The 19714-nt window shown below is 71.5% G+C and carries 14 protein-coding genes; 7 read left to right on the top strand and 7 right to left on the bottom strand.

What is annotated here, in order from left to right; all coding sequences use genetic code 11:
• The first annotated feature begins 8 nt into the window (after positions 1-8).
• Positions 9-1550 carry an MFS transporter gene (locus ABD355_RS22235; protein WP_344402285.1) on the top strand — a complete coding sequence of 514 codons (1542 nt, stop codon included), beginning with the start codon at positions 9-11 and terminating at the stop codon, positions 1548-1550.
• Positions 1551-1671: 121 nt separating this feature from the next.
• Here the strand turns inward: ABD355_RS22235 and ABD355_RS22230 are convergent, their stop codons facing one another.
• Positions 1672-2211 carry a MarR family winged helix-turn-helix transcriptional regulator gene (locus ABD355_RS22230; protein WP_344402283.1) on the bottom strand — a complete coding sequence of 180 codons (540 nt, stop codon included), beginning with the start codon at positions 2209-2211 and terminating at the stop codon, positions 1672-1674.
• Between the two features lie 97 nt (positions 2212-2308).
• On the opposite strand from ABD355_RS22230, the gene ABD355_RS22225 reads away from it, so the two are divergent.
• Complete coding sequence (locus ABD355_RS22225; RefSeq protein WP_344402282.1) at positions 2309-3100, top strand: dioxygenase family protein; 792 nt, start codon at positions 2309-2311, stop codon at positions 3098-3100.
• A 21-nt stretch (positions 3101-3121) separates the two neighbouring features.
• Here the strand turns inward: ABD355_RS22225 and ABD355_RS22220 are convergent, their stop codons facing one another.
• Positions 3122-3637 carry a GNAT family N-acetyltransferase gene (locus ABD355_RS22220; RefSeq protein WP_344402280.1) on the bottom strand — a complete coding sequence of 172 codons (516 nt, stop codon included), beginning with the start codon at positions 3635-3637 and terminating at the stop codon, positions 3122-3124.
• A gap of 198 nt (positions 3638-3835) precedes the next feature.
• On the opposite strand from ABD355_RS22220, the gene ABD355_RS22215 reads away from it, so the two are divergent.
• Positions 3836-4834, top strand: a complete 999-nt coding sequence (locus tag ABD355_RS22215) for a sigma-70 family RNA polymerase sigma factor (RefSeq protein ID WP_344402279.1) — start codon at positions 3836-3838, stop codon at positions 4832-4834.
• A gap of 465 nt (positions 4835-5299) precedes the next feature.
• Here ABD355_RS22215 and ABD355_RS22210 read toward each other — a convergent pair whose 3' ends face one another.
• Positions 5300-6277 (bottom strand): helix-turn-helix transcriptional regulator, encoded by a 978-nt coding sequence (locus ABD355_RS22210; RefSeq protein WP_344402277.1) that lies wholly within the window; start codon positions 6275-6277, stop codon positions 5300-5302.
• A gap of 61 nt (positions 6278-6338) precedes the next feature.
• Here ABD355_RS22210 and ABD355_RS22205 point away from each other — a divergent pair, with 61 nt between their 5' ends.
• Together ABD355_RS22205 and ABD355_RS22200 are read left to right on the top strand one after the other, a co-directional pair.
• Entirely contained in the window at positions 6339-7883 is a 1545-nt protein-coding gene (locus ABD355_RS22205) for an MFS transporter (protein ID WP_344402276.1), read from the top strand.
• Between the two features lie 416 nt (positions 7884-8299).
• A complete protein-coding gene (locus ABD355_RS22200) occupies positions 8300-10114 on the top strand; it encodes an HEXXH motif domain-containing protein (RefSeq protein WP_344402274.1) in 1815 nt (604 codons plus the stop codon).
• Between the two features lie 88 nt (positions 10115-10202).
• On the opposite strand, the gene fxsT is transcribed toward ABD355_RS22200, so the two are convergent.
• The 4 genes from fxsT to ABD355_RS22180 all read right to left on the bottom strand — a co-directional run bounded on the left by fxsT (position 10203) and on the right by ABD355_RS22180 (position 17560).
• Entirely contained in the window at positions 10203-14048 is a 3846-nt protein-coding gene (gene fxsT / locus ABD355_RS22195) for an FxSxx-COOH system tetratricopeptide repeat protein (RefSeq protein ID WP_344402273.1), read from the bottom strand.
• Between the two features lie 160 nt (positions 14049-14208).
• Positions 14209-15120 carry a MoxR family ATPase gene (locus tag ABD355_RS22190; RefSeq protein WP_344402272.1) on the bottom strand — a complete coding sequence of 304 codons (912 nt, stop codon included), beginning with the start codon at positions 15118-15120 and terminating at the stop codon, positions 14209-14211.
• A 50-nt stretch (positions 15121-15170) separates the two neighbouring features.
• A complete protein-coding gene (locus ABD355_RS22185) occupies positions 15171-16718 on the bottom strand; it encodes a VMAP-C domain-containing protein (protein ID WP_344402271.1) in 1548 nt (515 codons plus the stop codon).
• Complete coding sequence (locus tag ABD355_RS22180; RefSeq protein ID WP_344402270.1) at positions 16715-17560, bottom strand: toll/interleukin-1 receptor domain-containing protein; 846 nt, start codon at positions 17558-17560, stop codon at positions 16715-16717. Before ABD355_RS22180 ends, ABD355_RS22185 begins: the two co-directional genes overlap by 4 nt.
• A gap of 249 nt (positions 17561-17809) precedes the next feature.
• On the opposite strand from ABD355_RS22180, the gene ABD355_RS22175 reads away from it, so the two are divergent.
• Together ABD355_RS22175 and pfkB are read left to right on the top strand one after the other, a co-directional pair.
• Complete coding sequence (locus tag ABD355_RS22175) at positions 17810-18571, top strand: DeoR/GlpR family DNA-binding transcription regulator (protein ID WP_344402269.1); 762 nt, start codon at positions 17810-17812, stop codon at positions 18569-18571.
• A 39-nt stretch (positions 18572-18610) separates the two neighbouring features.
• Complete coding sequence (pfkB, locus tag ABD355_RS22170) at positions 18611-19558, top strand: 1-phosphofructokinase (protein WP_344402267.1); 948 nt, start codon at positions 18611-18613, stop codon at positions 19556-19558.
• Positions 19559-19714: the final 156 nt, after the last annotated feature.

Here is a 19714-nt window from a genome sequence, read left to right as displayed (position 1 = left end):
GTACCTCCATGTCTGCAACAGCCTCAAAGGCTCCAGGCGCCGTCGAGAACACCGGCGACGCCAACCGCTGGAAAGCGCTCGTCTTCATAGCGCTCGCCCAGCTGATGGTCGTGCTGGACGCGACCATCGTGAACATCGCCCTGCCGTCCGCCCAGACCGACCTGGGCATCTCGGACGGCAACCGGCAGTGGGTCGTCACGGCCTACGCCCTCGCCTTCGGCGGTCTGCTCCTGTTCGGCGGCCGGATCGCCGACCTGTGGGGCCGCAAGCGCGCCTTCGTCGTCGGCCTCGTCGGCTTCGCCGCCGCCTCCGCGCTGGGCGGAGCCGCCACCACCGGAGCCATGATGTTCGGCGCCCGTGCCCTGCAGGGCGTCTTCGGCGCGCTGCTCGCGCCCGCCGCGCTCTCCCTGCTCGCGGTGATGTTCACCGACGCCAAGGAGCGCGCCAAGGCGTTCGGCATCTACGGTGCGATCGCCGGTGGCGGTGGCGCCGTCGGCTTCATCCTCGGCGGCGTGCTCACCGAGTACCTGGACTGGCGCTGGACGTTCTTCGTGAACATCCCGTTCGCCGTGATCGCCGCGCTCGGCGCGTACTTCGTCATCCGTGAGCCGGAGGGCGGCCGCAACCGCAACCCGCTCGACATCCCGGGTGTGCTGCTGTCCACCCTCGGCCTGGTCTCGCTCGTCTACGGCTTCACTCGCGCCGAGTCCGACGGCTGGGGCGACACCACCACCGTCTCCCTGTTCGTCGCGTCGGCCGTCCTGCTGATCGCCTTCGTGGTCACCGAGGCGAAGGTCAAGGCGCCGCTGCTGCCGCTGCGTGTGGTGACCGACCGCAACCGGGGCGGCATCTACCTCTCGCTCGGTATCGCGATCATCGCGATGTTCGGCACGTTCCTCTTCCTGACCTACTACCTGCAGGTCATCAAGGGCTTCTCGCCGATCAAGACCGGTTTCGCCTTCCTGCCGATGATCGCGGGCATGATGGTCGGCTCCACCCAGATCGGCGCCCGGCTGATGACCCGGGTCCCGGCTCGGGCGCTGATGGGCCCCGGCTTCCTGGTCGCGGCCGGCGGCATGCTCTTCCTGACCCAGCTGGAGATCGGCTCGTCGTACGCCTCGCTGGTCCTGCCGGCGATGCTGCTGCTCGGCCTCGGCATGGGTACGGCGTTCATGCCCGCCATGTCCCTGGCCACCCTGGGCGTCGAGCCCCGTGACGCCGGTGTGGCCTCCGCGATGGTCAACACCTCGCAGCAGGTGGGCGGAGCGATCGGTACGGCTCTGCTGAACACGATCGCCGCGTCCGCGACGACGGCGTACATCAAGGACCACATCGCGACCGCGACCTCCAAGTCGCAGGCGCAGCTGGTCGAGATGCAGGGCGCGGTGCACGGCTACACCAACGCGATCTGGTTCGCCGTCGGCATGCTGGTGCTGGCCTCCGCGATCGTCGTCACCCTCGTCAACGCCGGCAGCCCCGGCTCGACCACCGTGTCGGGCTCGACGGAGGGCGTCGAGGACGAGCTGGCCGTCCCGGTGGTCGCCCACTGACGGCGACCGCCCGGCGGTACCCCTTCGGAACCATCCGTACGTGAGAGGAAGGGGACGCCTCCCGCGTACGACCCCCAGGCCCGGCAGGGCCTGCCTGCCCTGGTTTCGCTGAGTGAGCGGCTCAGCGGAGCCAGGGCAGGTCCGCGCCCGCATCGCTGGGCTGGAGGCCCTCGGCGACGATCTCCATGATCTCGCCGAGGGCCTCCTGCTGCTGCGGGGTGAGCCGCTCGAACACCGCCTGCCGTACGGCCGTCACATGGCCCGGCGCGGTCCGCCCGAGCACCTCGGCGCCCGCGTCCGTCAGCACCGCGAACTGCCCCCGCTTGTCGGAGGGGCAGTCCTCGCGCCGCACCCAGCCGTTCTTCTCCAGCCGCGCGATCGCGTGCGAGAGACGGGACCGGGTGATCTTCGACTTCATGGCCAGCTCGGTCATCCGCAGCCGTCGGCCCGGGGCCTCGGCGAGGCCGACCAGCAGCCCGTAGTAGATGTGCGGCATGCCCGCGTCCCGCTGCAGCTGGCGGTCGAGATGGTCCTCGAGAAGCATGGAGGCGTGCAGGTAGGAGCGCCAGATGCGCTGCTCGTCGTCGGTGAGCCAGCGGGTCTGCCCGGCGGGTTTCGCCGCTGCGTCTGCTTCTTCAGCGGATGTGGGTGCCGTATTCATGTATCCATCGTACGAGAGGGCTCCTTGAATATTAAACAAACGGGGCGTATGCTCTGAAGCAGGGAGTTTGAGAGTTCAAGTATTGGGAGTCACTGCCATGTCCGCCGCCACTCAGGAGCGCATGCCCGCCCTCTATCTCAGCCACGGTGCGCCGCCGCTCGCGGACGACCCGATCTGGCCCGGCGAACTCGCCGCCTGGTCCGCCGACCTGCCGCGCCCCAAGGCGATCCTCATGGTCTCCGCCCACTGGGAGGAGGCCCCCCTCGCGCTGGGCGCGGTGGAGACCATCCCGCTCGTCTACGACTTCTGGGGTTTCCCCGAGCACTACTACCAGGTGAGGTACGAGGCCCCCGGCGCACCCGAACTCGCCGAGTCCGTACGGAAGTTGCTGCGCGCCCCCGGCATACCCGTGCAGGACATCCCGGACCGCGGCCTCGACCACGGCGCCTATGTCCCGCTCGTCGAGATGTTCCCCGCCGCCGACATCCCGGTCCTGCAGATCTCGATGCCGACCCTCGACCCGGTGAAGCTGATGGAGATCGGCCGCAAGCTCGCGCCGCTGCGCGACGAGGGCGTGCTGATCGTCGGCTCCGGCTTCTTCACCCACAACCTGGCCGCGCTGCGGCACACGGGCGGGGGAGTGCCGAGCTGGTCCTCCGAGTTCGACGACTGGGGTCGCAGGGCGCTGGAGGCCCGGGACTGGGACGGCCTGCTGGACTTCCTGCACAAGGCCCCGGCCAGCCGCTACGCCCATCCGCGCACCGAGCACTTCGCCCCGCTGTTCGTGACCATGGGCGCGGCGGACGTCACCGGCGAGCTGGACGCGCAGAAGTCCGTGATCGACGGCTTCTGGATGGGCATGGCCAAGCGGTCGGTGCAGTTCGGCTGAGAGCTCGCGGCCCCCGCGGGCCTACAGCTCCTTCTCGTACCAGGCGACGTCCCAGTACCTGCCGAACTTCCGGCCCACTTCCCGGTAGGTGCCGACATGGCGGAACCCGAAGCGTTCATGCAGCCGCGTGGACGCTTCGTTGGGCTGGGCGATGCCCGCGTAGGCGCGGTGCAGGTCCTCGTCCGCCAGGGCCTCGAAGAGCGCCTCGTACAGCAGTGTGCCGACGCCGCGCCGGCCAGCGTGCGGGGCCACGTACACCGTGACCTCGACCGACGTCCCGTAGGCCGGCTTCACGCGATAAGGGCTGGATGTGGCGTAGCCCAGAATTTCCTGTGTGTCCGCATCCGTGGCAACCATCAGCCGGTGCGGCCCGTCTACAGGGTGGGAGAGCAGCCAAGGACGGCGCTCTTCCGGAGTGAAGACGGCGGTATCGAATGTGATGGGCGTCTCACGTACGTAGTGGTTGTAGATGTCGGTGAGAGCGTCGAGGTCCTCCTCGACTCCCGGTCTGACCTGCACCTCTGTACGCTCCGACACCCTCCGGCCTCCCTCTGTGGCCGGACAGGGTACTGCATGATCAGAAAAATTGGGGGGCGGGTTGGGAATTCTGTCCGGATTCCAGTCGTTGTTTCCATCGGATGCAGGGCACCCGACCAAAGTGCTCAGCGGCACTCGAAGGCGAGTGCCCGGCGTCTGAGAGACCACCCGCCAGCCCACCATCGCAAGGGAGCACGCATGGCAACCCGTGCCGTCGCCCGTCGTAAGTCCGCCACCGGCGAGACGGCCGACGCGGCAAGCAGTGTTCGCGCCCACGCCGGCGAGATCGCCGACCGTGACCTGGTCGGCATGTACCTCGACGAGATCGCGCGCACACCGCTGCTCGACGCCGCCAAGGAGGTCGAGCTGTCCCAGATCATCGAGGCGGGTGTGTTCGCGCGACAGGTTCTCGACGGGTACGAGGAGTCCAAGGCCGAGGCCACCCGCGAGGAGCTCGAGGCCCTCGTGGCCGACGCCGAGCGCGCCAAGGACGTCTTCATCCGCTCCAACCTCCGCCTGGTCGTGGCCGTGGCGCGCCGTTACCCCCGTAGCGGTCTGCCCCTGCTCGACCTGATCCAGGAGGGCAACGCCGGTCTGGTGCGGGCGGTCGAGAAGTTCGACTACCGCAAGGGCTTCAAGTTCTCGACATACGCGACCTGGTGGATCCGTCAGGCGATCACCCGCTCGATCGCGGACCAGTCGCGCACCATCCGCCTGCCCGTCCACCTGGTGGAGGAGCTGGGCCGGATCCGCCGTGTGCAGCGGGAGTTCAACCGCGAGCACGGCCGCGACCCGGAGCCCGCGGAGATCGCCGCAGAGCTCGGCTCGAACCCGGAGCGTGTGATCGACGTCCTGGACTGGGCGCGCGACCCGGTCTCGCTGAACATGTCGGTGGACGACGAGGGCGAGACCCAGTTCGGCGACCTGCTCGAGGACACCTCGGCGGTCTCCCCCGAGCAGTCCGTCCTCACCCTGCTCCGCAGCGAGGAACTCGACCACCTCATCGGGCGGCTCGACCCGCGCACGGCGTCCATCATCAAGATGCGATACGGCATCGAGGACGGCCGCGAGCGCACCCTCACGGAGGTCGGCAAGGAGCACGGTCTGACCCGGGAGCGGATCCGGCAGATCGAGAAGCACGCCCTGCTGGAGCTGAAGAAGCTGGCCCGCGACACGGGCTTCGAGGCGGCGGCTTGACGAGCGGTCACGGGGGCGCGTACGGCACACGGTGAGAGCCGGGTGGTGTACGCGCCTGAGGCCGCGCACGCCGGGTGGCGAAAGACCGCGCAAACATGGCGGTCCAATGCCGCTTCAACCGTCAGAACGCAGGGAACAAGACTTCAGGGCACAGGAGTTCGGCGGCAGCATCCCGCCCCCTGAACGACCGGACCACTGCAACCACCGGACCAAGTCCCGACGCACATCCCCCCCGGCGGCGGGACTTTCCTGAGCCGGGCTTCGGCGCCCCTCCCCCCGGGCGCCGGGGCCCGGTTCTTTTTCGGGGGCGCGCTGAGATCTCGCCGGGACACACATGACGGCGGGCCACCCCAGACCTGAACACTGGGGTGGCCCGCCGTCATCTGTGTCCCGCGGCGTCACACTCTGCCATATGGTCGTCACGTTTCGGTAACCCCCCGAGGTGAGGCGGGTGCCGAGGACCCTTCAGGGTGCGGTGTCAGCCGCCCCCGCCCGCACCAGCCGTCCGCCCAACTCCCGTACGCTCTCCACCAGTTCGGGTGGTTCCCGTACCGTGAACTCGTGGCCCAGCAGGGCCAGCCGGACCGCCAGCCAGTCCGCCGCGTCGCTCGTGCGGGCGCGCAGGCGGCAGGTGCGGTCGTCGAGCGGTTCCGGGGTGCCCAGCCAGGACGGGATGCGGGTCGCGACGGTTTCCGCGGGGGCGGCGAAGGTGACCTCGAAGTCGTACGACTCCTGGTGCCGTTGCATCGAGCGGCGCAGAAACTCCGCCGCGTTTCCGGTCGGCAGCTCCCGCGGGGCGAACCGGGCGCCGGTCGCGAAGGGGTCGCTCACGCGGTCGACGCGGAAGGTGCGCCAGTCGGCGCGGTCGAGGTCGTAGGCGACGAGGTACCAGCGGCGGCCGGTCGAGACGAGGCGGTACGGCTCCGTCAGGCGTCGGGACTCGGTGCCGTCACCGGCGCGGTAGGCGAAGCGCAGGCGCTCGTGCCCGGCCACCGTGGACGCCATGACGGTCAGCGTCTCGGGTGCGATGCTCGCCCCGTCCCCGCTGGTCAGCGGCGTGGTCGCGGCCTGGAGCGTGGAGACGCGGTGGCGCAGGCGGGAGGGCAGCACCTGTTCCAGCTTGGCCAGGGCCCGTACGGAGGCCTCGTCCACGCCCTCCAGGGCGTGCCCGGCACCCGCCCGCAGTCCGACCGCGATCGCCACGGCCTCCTCGTCGTCGAGCACCAGCGGCGGCATCGCCTTGCCCGCGACCAGGCGGTAGCCGCCCTCGGCGCCCAGGGTCGCCTGCACCGGATAGCCGAGTTCGCGCAGCCGGTCGATGTCCCGCCGCACCGTGCGCCGCGACACGCCCAGCCGCTCGGCGAGCTCGCCGCCGGGCCATTCGCGGGGAGTCTGGAGGAGCGAGAGGAGTTGGAGGAGTCGGGCCGGGGTGTCCGTCGTCATGGTGAGAGCATGCCGCAGAAGTAGGACACGATCTGACCTACTAGGGGTCTAGCTTCGGGGTATGACCTCCACCGAGACCCCATCCGTTCCCGCCTCCGGCGACCGCAGGCGCTGGTTCGCCCTCGCCATCGTGATGACCGCGGCCTTCATGGACCTCGTCGACGTCACGATCGTCAACATCGCGATCCCGTCGATCCAGCGGGACGCCGGCGCCTCCGTCAGCCAGATCCAGTGGATCACCGCCGGCTACGCGCTCGCCTTCGCCGCGGGGCTGATCACCGGCGGGCGGCTCGGCGACATCCATGGCCGCAAGCGGCTGTTCCTCGTCGGCATCGGTGGCTTCACCCTCGCCTCCGCGCTGTGCGGCTTCGCCGCCAACCCTCAGATGCTGGTCGCCTCCCGGATCCTGCAGGGCGGCATGGCGGCGATGATGGTGCCGCAGGTGCTGTCGATCGTGCACGCCACCTTCCCGGCCCACGAGCGGGGCAAGGTGTTCGGCCTGTTCGGCGCGATCGTGGGGCTCGGGGCCGTCTCGGGCCCGCTGCTCGGCGCGCTGCTGACGGAGTGGAACCTGTGGGGCTTGGAGTGGCGGCCGATCTTCCTCATCAACCTTCCGGTCGGTATCGCGGGCCTGGTGCTCGGCAGCCGCTTCATCACCGAGTCGAAGGCACCGCGGGCGCTGAGGCTGGACCTGGTCGGGGTGGCTCTCGTCACCCTCGGTCTGACGATGCTGCTCTACCCGCTGACCCGCGGCCGTGAGCTGGGCTGGCCGCTGTGGGGGTATGTCTCGATGGCCGGCGCGCTCGTCGTCTTCGCGGTGCTGGTGGCGTACGAGAGGCGCAAGGCCGTACGGGACGGGTCTCCGCTGGTGGAGCTCTCGCTGTTCCGGGTGAAGAGCTTCGCGGCCGGTATCGCGGTGCAGACCGTCTTCGGAATCGCGCTCGGGGTGTTCTTCCTGGTGTGGACGCTGTACATGCAGACCGGTCTGGGCTGGAGCCCGCTGCGGGCGGGGCTGACCGGGGTGCCGTTCTCGATCTCCGTCTCCACGGCAGCCGGTCTGTCCGTGCAGAAGCTGGTGCCGCGCTTCGGCCGCAAGGTGCTCCAGGCGGGCGCGCTGCTCATGGCCGTAGGCGTCCTGCTCTACATCTGGGAGTCCGGCCGCTACGGCCTCGCCATCGCCTCCTGGCAGATGGCGCTGCCCCTGATCGTGATGGGCGTCGGCATGGGCCTGATCGTCGCCCCGCTGACGGACGCGGTGCTGTCGGACGTGCCGCGCGAGCACGCCGGCTCGGCGTCGGGGCTCATCAACACCGTGCAGCAGATGGGGAACGCGCTGGGGCTCGGGCTGGTCTCGGTGGTGTTCTTCGGGGAGATCGGTGACCGGCTGACCCGGTCCGAGGTGGGCCCGGCGTTCGTGAACGCCTTCCAGCACGCACTCGGATGGGTCGCCGCGGTGATGGGGGCCATCTTCGTATTGATGTTCGCCCTGCCGAAGCGGGCGGGGGAGGCGCAGGCGCCGGTGGAGCAGGCCGGAACGGCCGAGCTGCACGCCGGGAGCACCCGGGACGCTGCCGCTCGCGAGGAGAATCTGGCTCCTGTCCGGTAGCGGACCTGACACCCTGTCCCTAGAGTCTTTGCAGGGGCGGGGTGTTGTGTAGCAGGGTGTCCTCGACACGTGTTCATCCGGGAAGCGACGGGACGTCATGGCATCGAGGAATCAGGCCACTCCATCCGAGGCGGCAGCGTCGGAAACGGCCATGTCCAGCTGGCTTCCCGACCTCTCGGGGCTCTCCCTCGGAGAGCTCAGCAGCCTGGACAGCATGGTTCTGGAATCCTCCGTCAAGCATCTGAGGCGCTGCGTCAACCAACCGCTCTCCACCATCGGTGGCAGCAGCGGTAGCTAGTTGCCGCCCGGTCCTGCGGGAGTCCCCGAAAGAATTGGCAACACAGTCTCCGTCCAGGGCCCGAGCGGTTAAATTTCACGGCACGTCACCCCCGGCCGGGAACGAGGAAGTCGTGCCGATGCACCATCACCAGCTCTCCGTGTCCGTCCTGCGGTCCCTGCTGGCCACCACCGAGGACGACACGGCGGTCGCCGTGCTCCTGGACGTGGAGTACAGCCGCCGGCTGCTGCTCATGCGGGGAATCCTGGACTCGTGCGCCGGGACCCCCGAGGCCGAGACCGCCGGGGTCGAGGAGGCTTGGCGGCTGCTGGAGAGCGTCGAGAAGCGGGCCCCCGAGGCCGTTCGCGCCGTACTGCTCGATCCACAGGTCGGCCTGTGGGCGGCCGCCCTGTTCCGGCGGCTGTCCCGGGCCGAGCGGGACGAGCGCGCGCAGGACGTGCCGCTGTGGGTGGAGCTGGGGTTCCTCGCCCAGTTCGCGGCCACCGTGTCGATCATGGCGGGCGCCCCCTTCCGGGTGCGGGTCCCGGTGCGGGACTCAGCCGTGTTCCTGCCCTGCCTGGGGCGTGCGCGTCTGGACACCGCCGAGCGCTGGGGAACCGCCGAGGTGCGGGCGCAGGACGGTGTGGTGAGGGTCGTCGGGGACGCTACGGCGGTGACGCTGCCGGAGGACCCCGAACGCGAGGCGCCCGGCTGGCAGGGGCTGCGCCGGCTGCGTGCCACGGCCGAAGGCCTGACCCTCACGCTCGCGATCGACGACCTCGGCCCCTACCCGGCGGTGTCCGGGCTGGCCGCCTCGCGGCGGCTGGCGCCCGAGCAGTTCGCCGACTGGCAGCGCTGGATCTTGGCCATGTGGCCCCTTCTGGTGGCCGACCACCGGGCCGACGCCCGCGCGCTCTCCGCCGGGCTGCTGTCCCTCGTCCCGCTGCCCCACCGGGAACGCCTGCGCGGGCGCACCGCCTCCTCCAGCGACGCCTTCGGCTGCGTACTGCTGACGGAACCCGACGAGGACACAGCGGTGCTGCCCGCCCAGCTCGGTGTGGCCCTCATCCATGAGTTCCGGCACACGCTGCTCAACGGCCTCATCTTCCTCGCCCCGCTCTTCGAGGACTGCGGTGACCTGTTCTACGCCCCCTGGCGGGACGATCCGCGTCCGCTCGGCGGGCTGGTGCACGGGGCGTACGCCTTCTCGGGGGTCGCGCGGTACTGGCGGGCGCGAGGCGAGGAGGGCCTCGCGGGCTTCGAGTTCGCACTGTTGCGGGACGCCCTGGACCAGGTGCTCACCACCCTTCGGGACCACCCGCTGCTGACCCCGCTCGGGCACCGGCTCTGCGAGGCGCTCACGGAGCAGACGGCACCCTGGAGCGCGGAGCCCGTGGGGCGGCACGAGCAGAACCTCGCCCGGCTGGCGTCCGCCCACCACCACGCGACCTGGCGCGCCCACCACCTGCACACCCCCAAGCCCTACGCACAGGCCCTGGCGCAGGCCTGGCAGCACGGCCACCGGGAGGCCGTCGACGATTCGGGCGCCCCTCTCGGGCCGGTGCCGGAGCCCGAACTGCGCACGGACCCCGGCGCCTGCCGGCTCGACACCCTGGCACTGCTGTCCCGCCTCAGCCTCGTCGACCCCTCGGAGTACGCAAGGCTGCTCGCCGACGCCGACCCCGCCGCCCAGATCCCCGGCGCCGCCGCGGCCGACCTGGCCCTGGTGGCAGGCGACGCACAAACCGCCGTCAAGCTCTACGCCGAAGAACTGGCACTCCCCGGCGCCAGACCCGCAGCCTGGGCAGGCCTGGGCCTGGCACTGACCCGGACGGGTGAGAAGGCCGCCGGAGCCGCCCTGACCAGCCGCCCCGAAGTGGCCGTAGCCGTCAGCCGCTTGTTGCCGGAACCTCCGGATCCCGTGGCACTGGCGCACTGGCTGGCGCCCCTTTAGGGGCGCGGGGCTGCATCGATGTGCGGCTCCGCCGCGTGGGCGCGACCAGCCCCAATGCAGCCGCGGACAGCCGACGACCAAGCCCCGGTCACAACGGCATGGGGTCGATGTCGCAGTCGGCCCGGTGTTCCCAGTCGGCGGCCAGCCGCACCGCAGGGTGGCTGCTGCCCAGCTTGCGGCTGAGACGTTCCTGGGTGTCGGTATGGAGCGTGGCCGCCTCCTCGGTGCGGCCGAGGGCGCGCAGATCCATGGCGAGATTGGCGGCACAGGCGAGGGTCGAGGGGTGATCGTCGTCGAAGACGTCACGGGAGCGGCGCAGGGTCTCGGTGTCCAGTTCGTGGGCGGTGGCCGGGTCACCGAGGGCGTAGTGGTCGCTGGCGAGGTTGGTGCGGCACACCAGGGTCGACGGATGCATCTCGCCCAGCGTCGCCGTGAACTCCTCCAGCACCAGTGAGTTGATGTACTGGGAGGCCGCCGCGTTGCCCAGCAGCCGGTAGGTGATCGCCAGGTTCAGCGCGGCCGACAGGGCGTGCGCATGGTGTTTGCCGTACGTCTTCTCGTACTGCTCGCAGATCTCGGTGCCCAGCCGCAGCGCCTCCGGGAGGTCGCCGCTGTGCCGCAGATGCACCGACAACTCCAGGGTGGCGGCCATGGACTCGGGGTTGTCGGTGCCGTACCGGTGGATGAGGTCGGTGCGGGCCTGCTCGGCCGTCTCCCTCGCCTCCCGGTGCTCGCCGGCCTTGCGCAGGGCCACCGCGAGATGGCGGTAGCAGGAGAGACTGAGCGGGTTGGTGCTGCCCAGCAGCGAGTTGCACCGGTCGACGAGCTCTCGGTGGTACGTCAGCGCGACGGCGTACTCGCCCAGTTCCCGGGTGTCGAGGATGAAGCCGAGCCAGCTGAGCAGCGAGAGCACATGGTCCTGGCCGTAGATCTCGGTGTACCCGTTCCAGGTCTGCTGGTCGAGGTCGCGGGCGCGGCCGAAGTCGCCGACGAGACGCAGGCTGACGCCGAGGTTGTGGGCGGCCCGCAGGGTTTCGGGGTCGTCGGGGCCCAGCAGCCGTAAGTATTGCTGGTGGACGGATTCCGAGAGGCTGAGGGCCTCGCTGAAGGCGCCGCGTACGCGGTGGTCGATGGCGACGTTGCCGAGGGCGTCGGCGGTGTCCTGGGCGTCGGGGCCGATGGTGCGCCGGTAGGCCTCCAGGGTGGCCGAGTTCAGCTCGCCGGCCTCCCGGTAGCGGCCCAGACTGAAGAGCAGGAAGCCCAGCCAGCGGGCCACCTGGAGGGTCTGGGGGTGGTCCTGGCCGAGTTTTGCGGACCAGGTCTCGTGCGCGGTGCGGGCGAGTTCCAGGCAGGGCTGGTAGTCACCGAACCGCAGGAGGTAGATGACCTCGTTGACGACGAGGTTGCGCACCCAGCCCTCGTCGGACTGGGCGGCGTCGGAGACGAGGACATGCGGGTAGAGCGCGCCGTACCGGTCCCAGCGCAGCACGTTGTCCGGGTCGTTGGGATCGCTCGCCGCCAGCAGCAGATGCGCCCCCCGCCGCATCGTCGACCGGTCCTCCTCCGTCATCCGGTACAGCAGCGCGGCCTGGACCAGGCGGTGCATCTGGAGGGAGTTGTTGCGGTGGTTGAAGCGGGCCAGTGAGTAGCGTCCTATCTCCCGTATGACCTGGCCGAGCCGGATCGGGTCCTCCAGGGCGAGGTCCAGTTCCGGTGCGATCGAACCGCGTGGCATACGAGCGAAGAGGGAGCGGGCGATGGGCTCGGGGGCGTAGAAGGAGCAGACCTGGAGGAGCTGGTAGGCGGCCGGGTTCTTGGTCTCCAGCTGGTCCAGGGAGATGTTCCAGGCCGCGATGACCGGATGCTGGTTGTCCAGCGGGGCGGTGCCGCGTAGCAGGTCCACGCGTTTCTCGGTCAGCAGGCGCAGGTATTCGTCGACCAGCATGCCGGTCTCCGCATGCCAGGCGGCCGCCTGCTCGATGGCCAGCGGCAGGTCGCCCAGCGCCTGGGCCAGCCGGTCGGCGTCCTCGTCGCTGATCTCCGGACCGCGCAGCCGCAGCAGCTGCTTGCTCTCCTCGCGGAGGAAGACGTCGACCTCCAACGGGCGGGCGATGGAGGCCCATTGGGGGTTGCGGGAGGTGATGAGGATGTTGCCGGGGCCGCCCGCCGGGAAGAACGCCCGTACCGCCTCCGGGCTTTCGGCGTTGTCGAACACCAACAGCCAGTTGGCGTACGGGCGTCCGATGCGCAGCGCCTCCAGGACGGCCGCGACCGTCGAGGAGGCGTCGCTGCCTGCGGTGATGCCGAGGCGCGGGGCGAGTTCGACCAGGGACAGGGAGATCTGCGCGGTGCGCTCGGCGGAGATCCACCACACCACGTCGTACTCGGACATCCGGCGATACAGGTACTCCACCGCCAGCAGACTCTTGCCGACGCCTCCCATGCCGTGCAGGGCGTGCGGCAGGACGGCCGTGGTCTTCTCCTGCAGCAGCCGCTGGTGGAGGGCCTCCAGGAGGTCCTTGCGGCCGGTGAAGTTCGGGTTGCGCGGCGGGATGTTCCCCCAGACCGTGGGGGTGTTCCGGGTGCGCTCGGTACCCGCCGTGTGCGCCGGGGCCTGCTCTGGCATCACCGGCCTCCTGTTCCCCTGATGCGTCGGGTGGTCGGCGTCGCCCGGGGTGCGGGCGACGGGGTCGCTGGGTGTGAACGGTGCGGTGGTGCTGGTGCGGGACGAGTGCGGCGCAGGCTCCTCCCGGAGGCCCGCGACCGCCTCGTCCACCTCTCCGGCCGGTTTCAGGAACGGCCCGGACAGGGCGTGGAGCACGGCGCTTTCCGCCAGCAGCCACGGACCGGACTCCGCGTCCACGGAAGGGACTTGGGACACGGACTCGCCGCGCAGCAGCCGGGGCAGTCGCCACAAGTGTTCCCCGCCCGGTCCCCGGCGATCCCCCACCAGTTCGGCAACCCGGACCAGGTCGGTACGGCGTCCGGCGGCCAGCAGCTCCTCGCGTACGCCGGGCGCGAACTCGTAGGCCGGGAACGCGCGGTCGGCCGGGCGGACGATCCCCTGCGCGAGCAGCAGCGCGAAGTCCGTGAGCGAGCTGCCGGGCAGCAGCGCGTCCTGCACCTGCCGGACCAGCGGGTCGGTGAGGGGGATCGCGGCGAGCATGGTGGCCAGCGTGAACACCTGCTGGGGCGCGGCCGACCGCAGCCGGGCCACCAGCGCCGGGGCGTCCTGCTGCAGCGGGTCCGGCTCGGGAGGGGCGGGCACATGCGCGCGGGGGAAGGTCACGGTGAGCGGCAGCCAGCGCGGCGGTGCCCCGCCCAGCAGGCTCGACCAGGCGTCCAGCCAGCGGGCGGACAGCTCGAGGACGGGGACCGGTACGTCGGGCCGCCCCGGCGCCTGCGGCAGGTCGTACGGGTCGGGGCCCAGACCGCGGGCCCGCCAGCGCAGCCGGTTGTTGGGCGCTCCCGGGGCGGGGGAGCGCAGCTGCACCTGCCAGCCCCGCAGACCCGTCACCGGCCACACCGGATGCGGCAGGAGATGGATCAGACAGACCGGCCCGGCCTGCGCCCAGCGCCGCAGCAGGGGCTCCACCCCGTGGTCACGCCAGTGCGCTCCCGCACCATCGGTGAGCAGCAGAGTCAACCGCCCCGCCGCACCCTGCTGCGGCAGCGAGGCCGGAGCCCTTCCACCCCCGTACGGGAGCCGGTGCACGGTGATCCGCCCGAAGCACCCGGTACGGTGCAGCGCACGGATGAACTCCCGCACCGTCGGCTCCCAGATCCCCATGGTGGGCCCGGAGTCGGCTATCACGGCCACCTCCCAGCGGGCTCCTGCCGGGCGCCCGGCAGGCCGCGGTAGAGCTGTGCCGGTGCGGAGGAGTGCGTCGGGCAGCTCGGGGGGCAGCGGGGGCCAGGTGGGGGGTGGGGTCATGGTTCGCAGACCTCCGTTGCCGGCAGCGCCCCAAAGGGGCGCGGGGCTGTGTCGATCAGCGGCTCCGCCGCGGGGCGCGACAAGCCACGACGGCGCCGCAGACAGACGGCATACCGAGCCCCCGCGGCGGAGCCGCAAACCGGCGCAACTAGCGGCTCGCTCATGCTTCCGTCCAAGCCCACACCGCGTCCAGCGCCTCCTGCCAACTGCGGCCCTCCGCGAGGGCGGCCACCGCACCCTGCGAAGCCAGATGCAGCGCATCGAGAAGCCGCCCCACCACCGCCCCCCGGGCCGCCTCGGCCCGGTCCAGGAAGGCGGTCAGGACGTCCTCGGCGAGGCCCTGCGGGAAGCGCGCGGCCGCGATGGCCTGCAGTGCCGCCCGGTCCGGCCGCGCCAGCGTCAACGGCACGCACTGTTCGGCCAGCGCAGGCGATACGTCGCGGTCGCCGCCGGTGGTGATCACCACGAGGGGGAAGGCGTGACACTGTACGGCGCCGCCGCGCAGCGCCACCGCGGCCTGAGCGTCGTCGTCGGTCGCCACGTGCGCGGGAGCCCCGGGCACCGTGAACCCGCCCGCGTCGAGCACCGTGCACAGGTCCTCCGGCAGCGCGATCTCCGCCCGGTCCAGCCGGTCGAGGAGCAGCACCCGTGGTCTGCGGTACGGCAGGAAGGCGGTGCCCAGCGGGCCGAGCCGGCCGGCCCCGTCGTAGAGGCCCTCCCGGAGCGTGGACACGCTGGTGATGCGCCAGCGCAGCACGCGGCCGAGATCCAGTTCCCGGCTGATCCGGTACGCGAGTGCCGACCTGCCGGTGCCGGGCTCGCCGGTCACCAGCAGGGGACGGCACAGCGCCAGCGCCGCGTTGACCCGCTCGGCCTCACCCGGGGCGGCCGGCAGCGGCTTCGTTCCGTCGCCGAGCACGGACGAGGCGTACGGGTCCTCGGGCGGCGCGGGCAGGCAGGGGCCGTTGTGGAACCGGCGCCAGGGTGGCGGCTCCGGCCAGGGGCCTGTGGCCGAGGAGCCGGGCAGGCCGGTTCCTCGGTAGACGCCCCAGGGCTCGGCGGTCGGCGACATCAGCGGTGTCCTCTCCGGTCGTACGGCTGTGCACGTGCCCCCGCCCGCGATCAGGCCGGGTCCGGATCCATCGGGTTGCGTTCGGCGTCGTCCCACAGGACCGTCAGATGGCGGCCGATGTGGCCGTTGCGGCCGGTGGCGGCGGCCTCGCCGTCGTGGCCCGCGGCCTCGCGGCGATAGGCGTCGACTCTGGCCGGGAACCGCTTCAGGCCGCCGCGGAGCAACTCGTCCAGGACCTCCCGCAGCCCCGACGTGGCCCGGTCGGCCCGGTTCCAGATCACCACCGGCAGCCCCATGCGCAGGGCGGTGTGCAGCTCCTCGCTGCCGTGCCCGGTGCCGGTCAGCGGCGGTTCGCTCAGCACCAGGGCGACCAGGTGCTCGTCCTCGCCCAGACGCTGCTCCAGGGCGTGCGGCGCATGGGACCGGGCCCGGGTGTCGGCCGCGTAGCAGACCGAGCGTGAGGGCGGCTCGTCCGCGCCGAGCTGCTGCCAGCGGGTGTTCCAGAACTCGTGCCACTCCCGGGTCTGCAGGCGGTCCAGGCTGCGGATGACCACCGAGAACTCGCTCGCCGACGTCATCTGCGAGGCCCAGTCCCAGTCGTGCGGCCACCACTCCACCGGCAGGTTCAGCAGTTCGAACGGCAGCACGAACTCCAGGAAGAGCGGCGCCGGTTCGGCCGCACCGGCGGGCCCCGCCCGCCGGTGCCGCTCGGTCTGCCGGACGATCGAGCCGACCACGTCCTCCAGCTGTTCCACCGGCACCTGGTGCCGCGGCTGCCCCTGCACCCAGCCGCGGCCCGGCCCGTCCGACATGTGCGAGGGGAACACGTTGTACTGGGTGTTGTTCAGCGGGTCCGTCTCGATACGGATGGCCAGATACCGCCTCAGCTGCCGGGCCACCCCGGACACCGACGCCCCGCGCGCCCGGTTGCGCTCCTCGTCCAGCAGCTCGGACAGGCCAAGGCCCAGCGACCAGTGCCGGTTGCGGGCCATCACCTCCTCGCTGAGCTCCCGGCTCATGTACGGGGCGCACACGTCCAGGTGGAGCATCCACGGGGGCAGCTCACCGGGCGCGGTGTTCTGCCCGGCGAGGTAGAGGAAGTCGTGCCACGGGTTCTCGGCGTGCGGCGGCGGCTCGCTCAGCCGCTTACCGGTGGCGAGCCAGACCAGGGCGGACCGCATCTTGTACGGGTACGGCAGCGGCTGCAGCGGGGTCAGCGCCTCGGCGAGATACCGCCAGGACCCGAGGACCGCCAGCCCCTCCAGTGAGCCCACCGCGGTCCACTCGTCGGCGAGCCGCTGTACGGCGAACACCTGCGGACAGTACGGATCCATGCCGTGCAGCACGCCCGCCAGCACCGACAGCCCGTCCGGGGCCGCGGAGCAGCGCCGGAACACGTCCAGGAACTGCTCGGCCACGGTGTCCTCGTCCCGCGTCACGAGCGGACGCCCGGTCTCCCGGCCCACCGCGGCGACCAGCTCGGCGCGCCCCTCGGCAGTGCCCAGCGCACGCATGTCGATCAGCGTGCGCACCGTCTTCGCGCCGATCCGGTGGCGTATCCGGGAGGCGGTGCGGTCCTCGCCGCCCGCCTCCGTCAACGCGGCCCCTCCGAGCGGGGGAACGGGGGTGCCACGGTGGGTTTGGAGCGGCCGGTGCGCGCACCGCCGACGCCCGCCAGCAGCAGCTCCTGGGCCGACTCGACGCCCAGCTCCGGCGAGGACAGATCGATGTACACGACCGAGGCCAGCAGGCCCCGCGGAGCACACCGGTCGACCATCACCGGCACGAGATTGCGCAGCAGACCGGCCGGGTCGCCGTTCTGGACCGCCTGCCACTCCAGCCGGCCGTAGACGGAGTCCAGATACGCCGGGGAGAGGACCGCGATGGTGCGCTCGCACTGTGTCACGCCCCCGTCCATGCCGAACAGCCAGTTGGTGCCCGGGACGAAGTCCCACTCCTGCACCAGGACGCTGTAGCCCGCCTTCTCCAGCTGCCACGAGATCCACACGGCCCATCTGCGGTCCGCGGCGGTGTACGAGACGAAGAAGTCCCGGCGGTCGTCGATCGGCCGGTGCGCCGGTACGGCGGCCCCGTTCACCCCGGCCGACGGCGCCCGGGCCAGCCGCTGCCGCACCAGCTCGCCCACCACATGGGAGGTCCAGCCCGGGCCCTCGATCTGCTCCACCGCGTGCGCCAACGCCATCAGACCACCCTGCTGCTCCTCGCAGTACCGCACCAGCTCCAGGAACTCGCGCATCAGGCTCGGCCGGTCCGCCGCCTCCAGCGGCTGCTCCAGCTCCGCCCCGACCAGCTCGAACAACAGCGCCCGGGTCAGACCGTCCGCGAGCTTGGGCGAGGCGAGCAGCGCCTGGACCACATTGATGGGCCAGTTGCGACCGCCGTCCGCCCGGGCAAGCGGGTTGGGGTCCTCCGTGTCCACAACACCCCCCGAAGAAGTTGCGTCCCACCGTCCAGGATACGGACGGGGTGACAGCCCGTCAGGGCTTCCGCAGTCGGCTGCTCACTTCTCGGCACGGACTCGGCGCGGATCTCGACGTAGATCTCGGGTAGCTGCCATGGATGCCCGTTTGTGTCCGAGTGGCGCCCGAACCTGTTTACTTTCCGGAAATCCGGGCGTAGCCTCCGAGTGAAACCACAAGTTCGGGCATGAGGTCGGAGGTGAACGGACATGTACGCACCGGAGCGGCAGCAGGAGATCCTCCGGCTCGCCCGTGACGGCGGCCGGGTGGACGTGGTGTCGCTGGCCGAGGAGTTCCAGGTGACGGCGGAGACGATCCGCCGGGACCTGAAGGCCCTCGATCGCGCGGGGCTCGTCCGGCGGGTGCACGGCGGTGCCATACCGGCCGGGCGGCTCGACTTCGAGCCCGATCTCGCCGAGCGCGAGGGCACCTCCACCGACGAGAAGGACCGCATCGCCAAGGCCGCCCTCTCGGAGCTGCCGGGCGAGGGCACGGTGATCCTGGACGCCGGTACGACGGTGGCGAGGCTCGCCGCCGCGCTGCCCCTGGAGGCGTCCCTCACCGTCGTCACGCACAGCCTGCCGATCGCGGCCCGCCTCGCGGACCACCCCGGCATCCAGCTCCACCTCGTCGGGGGGCGCGTACGTCACCGCACGCGCGCCGCCGTGGACGCCTGGGCGCTGCGTGCCTACAGCGAGATCCGGGCGGACGTGCTGTTCGTGGCGGCCAACGGCTTCTCCGCCGACCACGGCCTGACCACCCCCGACCTCGCCGAGGCCGCGGTCAAGCGCGCGGCGGTCGCCGCGGCCCGCCGGGTGGTGCTGCTCGCCGACTCGTCCAAGCACGGCCAGGAGCACTTCGCCCGCTTCGGCGACCTGAGCGACGTCGACCTGCTGATCACCGACAGCGGTCTGAGCCCGGAAGACGCCAACGCCATCGAGCGCGGCGGCACAGAAGTGCTGTGTGTGTAGAGCGGCACGGAAGTGCTGTGTGTCGAGAAACGAGTGCGCATGATCCTCACCGTCACCCCGAACCCGTCCCTGGACCGTACGTACGAGGTCCCCTCGCTCGACCGTGGCGAGGTCATCCGCGCCACCGGTGAACGCATGGACCCGGGTGGCAAGGGTGTGAACGTCTCGCGTGCGGTCGCGGCCGCCGGGCAGCGCACGGTCGCGGTGCTGCCCCTGGGCGGCGCGCCCGGCGCACTCGTCGCCGAGCTGCTCGACGCGCAGGGCATCGAGGTCGCGCCGGTCCCGGTCGCCGGGGCCACCCGCTCGAACATCGCGCTCGCGGAGGCGGACGGGGTGCTCACGAAGATCAACGCTCCCGGTCCCGAGCTGTCCGCCCAGGAGCAGGAGCTGCTCCTGAACACCGTGCACCGGCAGTCGCCCGACGCGGACTGGATCGCCTGCTGCGGGAGCCTGCCGCGGGGGCTCGGGCCGGCCTGGTACGCCGATGTCGTCGCCCGGGTGCACGCCGGGGGCGCGCGGATCGCCCTGGACACCTCCGGGCCCGCCCTGCTCGAGGCGCTGCGCGAGCGGCCCGATGTGGTGAAGCCCAACGCCGAGGAGCTCGCGGAGGCCGTCGGACGCCCGCTGTTCACCGTGGGCGACGCGGTGAAGGCGGCCGAGGAGCTGCGCGAGATGGGCGCGCGCGCCGTCCTCGCGAGCCTGGGCGCCGACGGACAGCTGCTCGTGGACGCCTCGGGCGTCTGGTACGGCAGCGCGCGCGTGGACGTCGTACGCAGCAATGTGGGTGCCGGTGATTCCTCGCTGGCCGGATTCCTGATCGCCGGCGGCAGCGGCCCGGAGGCCCTCGCCTCGGCGGTCGCACACGGCGCGGCGGCCGTCCAGCTGCCGGGCAGCGTGATGCCGACCCCGCGGGACCTGGATCCGGCGGCGGTGACGGTGACGGCCGACGTGCCGGTGGATCGTGTACTTGAGGAGCCGGTGTCATGACGTACAGGCGAAAGACGGCGCATCGCGACCCCGCGGCGGAGCCGCACCCGGGCACAGCCGGTGGAGCGCAAGGGCGGCGAGGCTCCCCGTTACTCCTCGCGGCCGACCGGAGGCGGGGTATCCCCGGCCCCGCCTCCACCCCCGCTGACCCCACCC

The sequence above is a fragment of the Streptomyces longisporus genome (assembly GCF_039532765.1).
GTDB classification, from domain to species: domain Bacteria; phylum Actinomycetota; class Actinomycetes; order Streptomycetales; family Streptomycetaceae; genus Streptomyces; species Streptomyces longisporus.
Note: the sequence above shows the minus strand (reverse complement) of the source record. Positions and strands in the feature narration are given on the sequence as shown.

Excerpts from the sequence above, each read along its gene's own strand:
- ABD355_RS22175 (WP_344402269.1), top strand. The coding sequence starts at position 17,810 with ATGTACGCACCGGAGCGGCAGCAGGAGATCCTCCGGCTCGCCCGTGAC.
- ABD355_RS22215 (WP_344402279.1), top strand. The coding sequence starts at position 3,836 with ATGGCAACCCGTGCCGTCGCCCGTCGTAAGTCCGCCACCGGCGAGACG.
- ABD355_RS22205 (WP_344402276.1), top strand. The coding sequence starts at position 6,339 with ATGACCTCCACCGAGACCCCATCCGTTCCCGCCTCCGGCGACCGCAGG.
- ABD355_RS22225 (WP_344402282.1), top strand. The coding sequence starts at position 2,309 with ATGTCCGCCGCCACTCAGGAGCGCATGCCCGCCCTCTATCTCAGCCAC.
- ABD355_RS22230 (WP_344402283.1), bottom strand. The coding sequence starts at position 2,211 with ATGAATACGGCACCCACATCCGCTGAAGAAGCAGACGCAGCGGCGAAA.
- pfkB (WP_344402267.1), top strand. The coding sequence starts at position 18,611 with ATGATCCTCACCGTCACCCCGAACCCGTCCCTGGACCGTACGTACGAG.
- ABD355_RS22235 (WP_344402285.1), top strand. The coding sequence starts at position 9 with ATGTCTGCAACAGCCTCAAAGGCTCCAGGCGCCGTCGAGAACACCGGC.
- ABD355_RS22210 (WP_344402277.1), bottom strand. The coding sequence starts at position 6,277 with ATGACGACGGACACCCCGGCCCGACTCCTCCAACTCCTCTCGCTCCTC.
- fxsT (WP_344402273.1), bottom strand. The coding sequence starts at position 14,048 with ATGACCCCACCCCCCACCTGGCCCCCGCTGCCCCCCGAGCTGCCCGAC.
- ABD355_RS22190 (WP_344402272.1), bottom strand. The coding sequence starts at position 15,120 with ATGTCGCCGACCGCCGAGCCCTGGGGCGTCTACCGAGGAACCGGCCTG.
- ABD355_RS22200 (WP_344402274.1), top strand. The coding sequence starts at position 8,300 with ATGCACCATCACCAGCTCTCCGTGTCCGTCCTGCGGTCCCTGCTGGCC.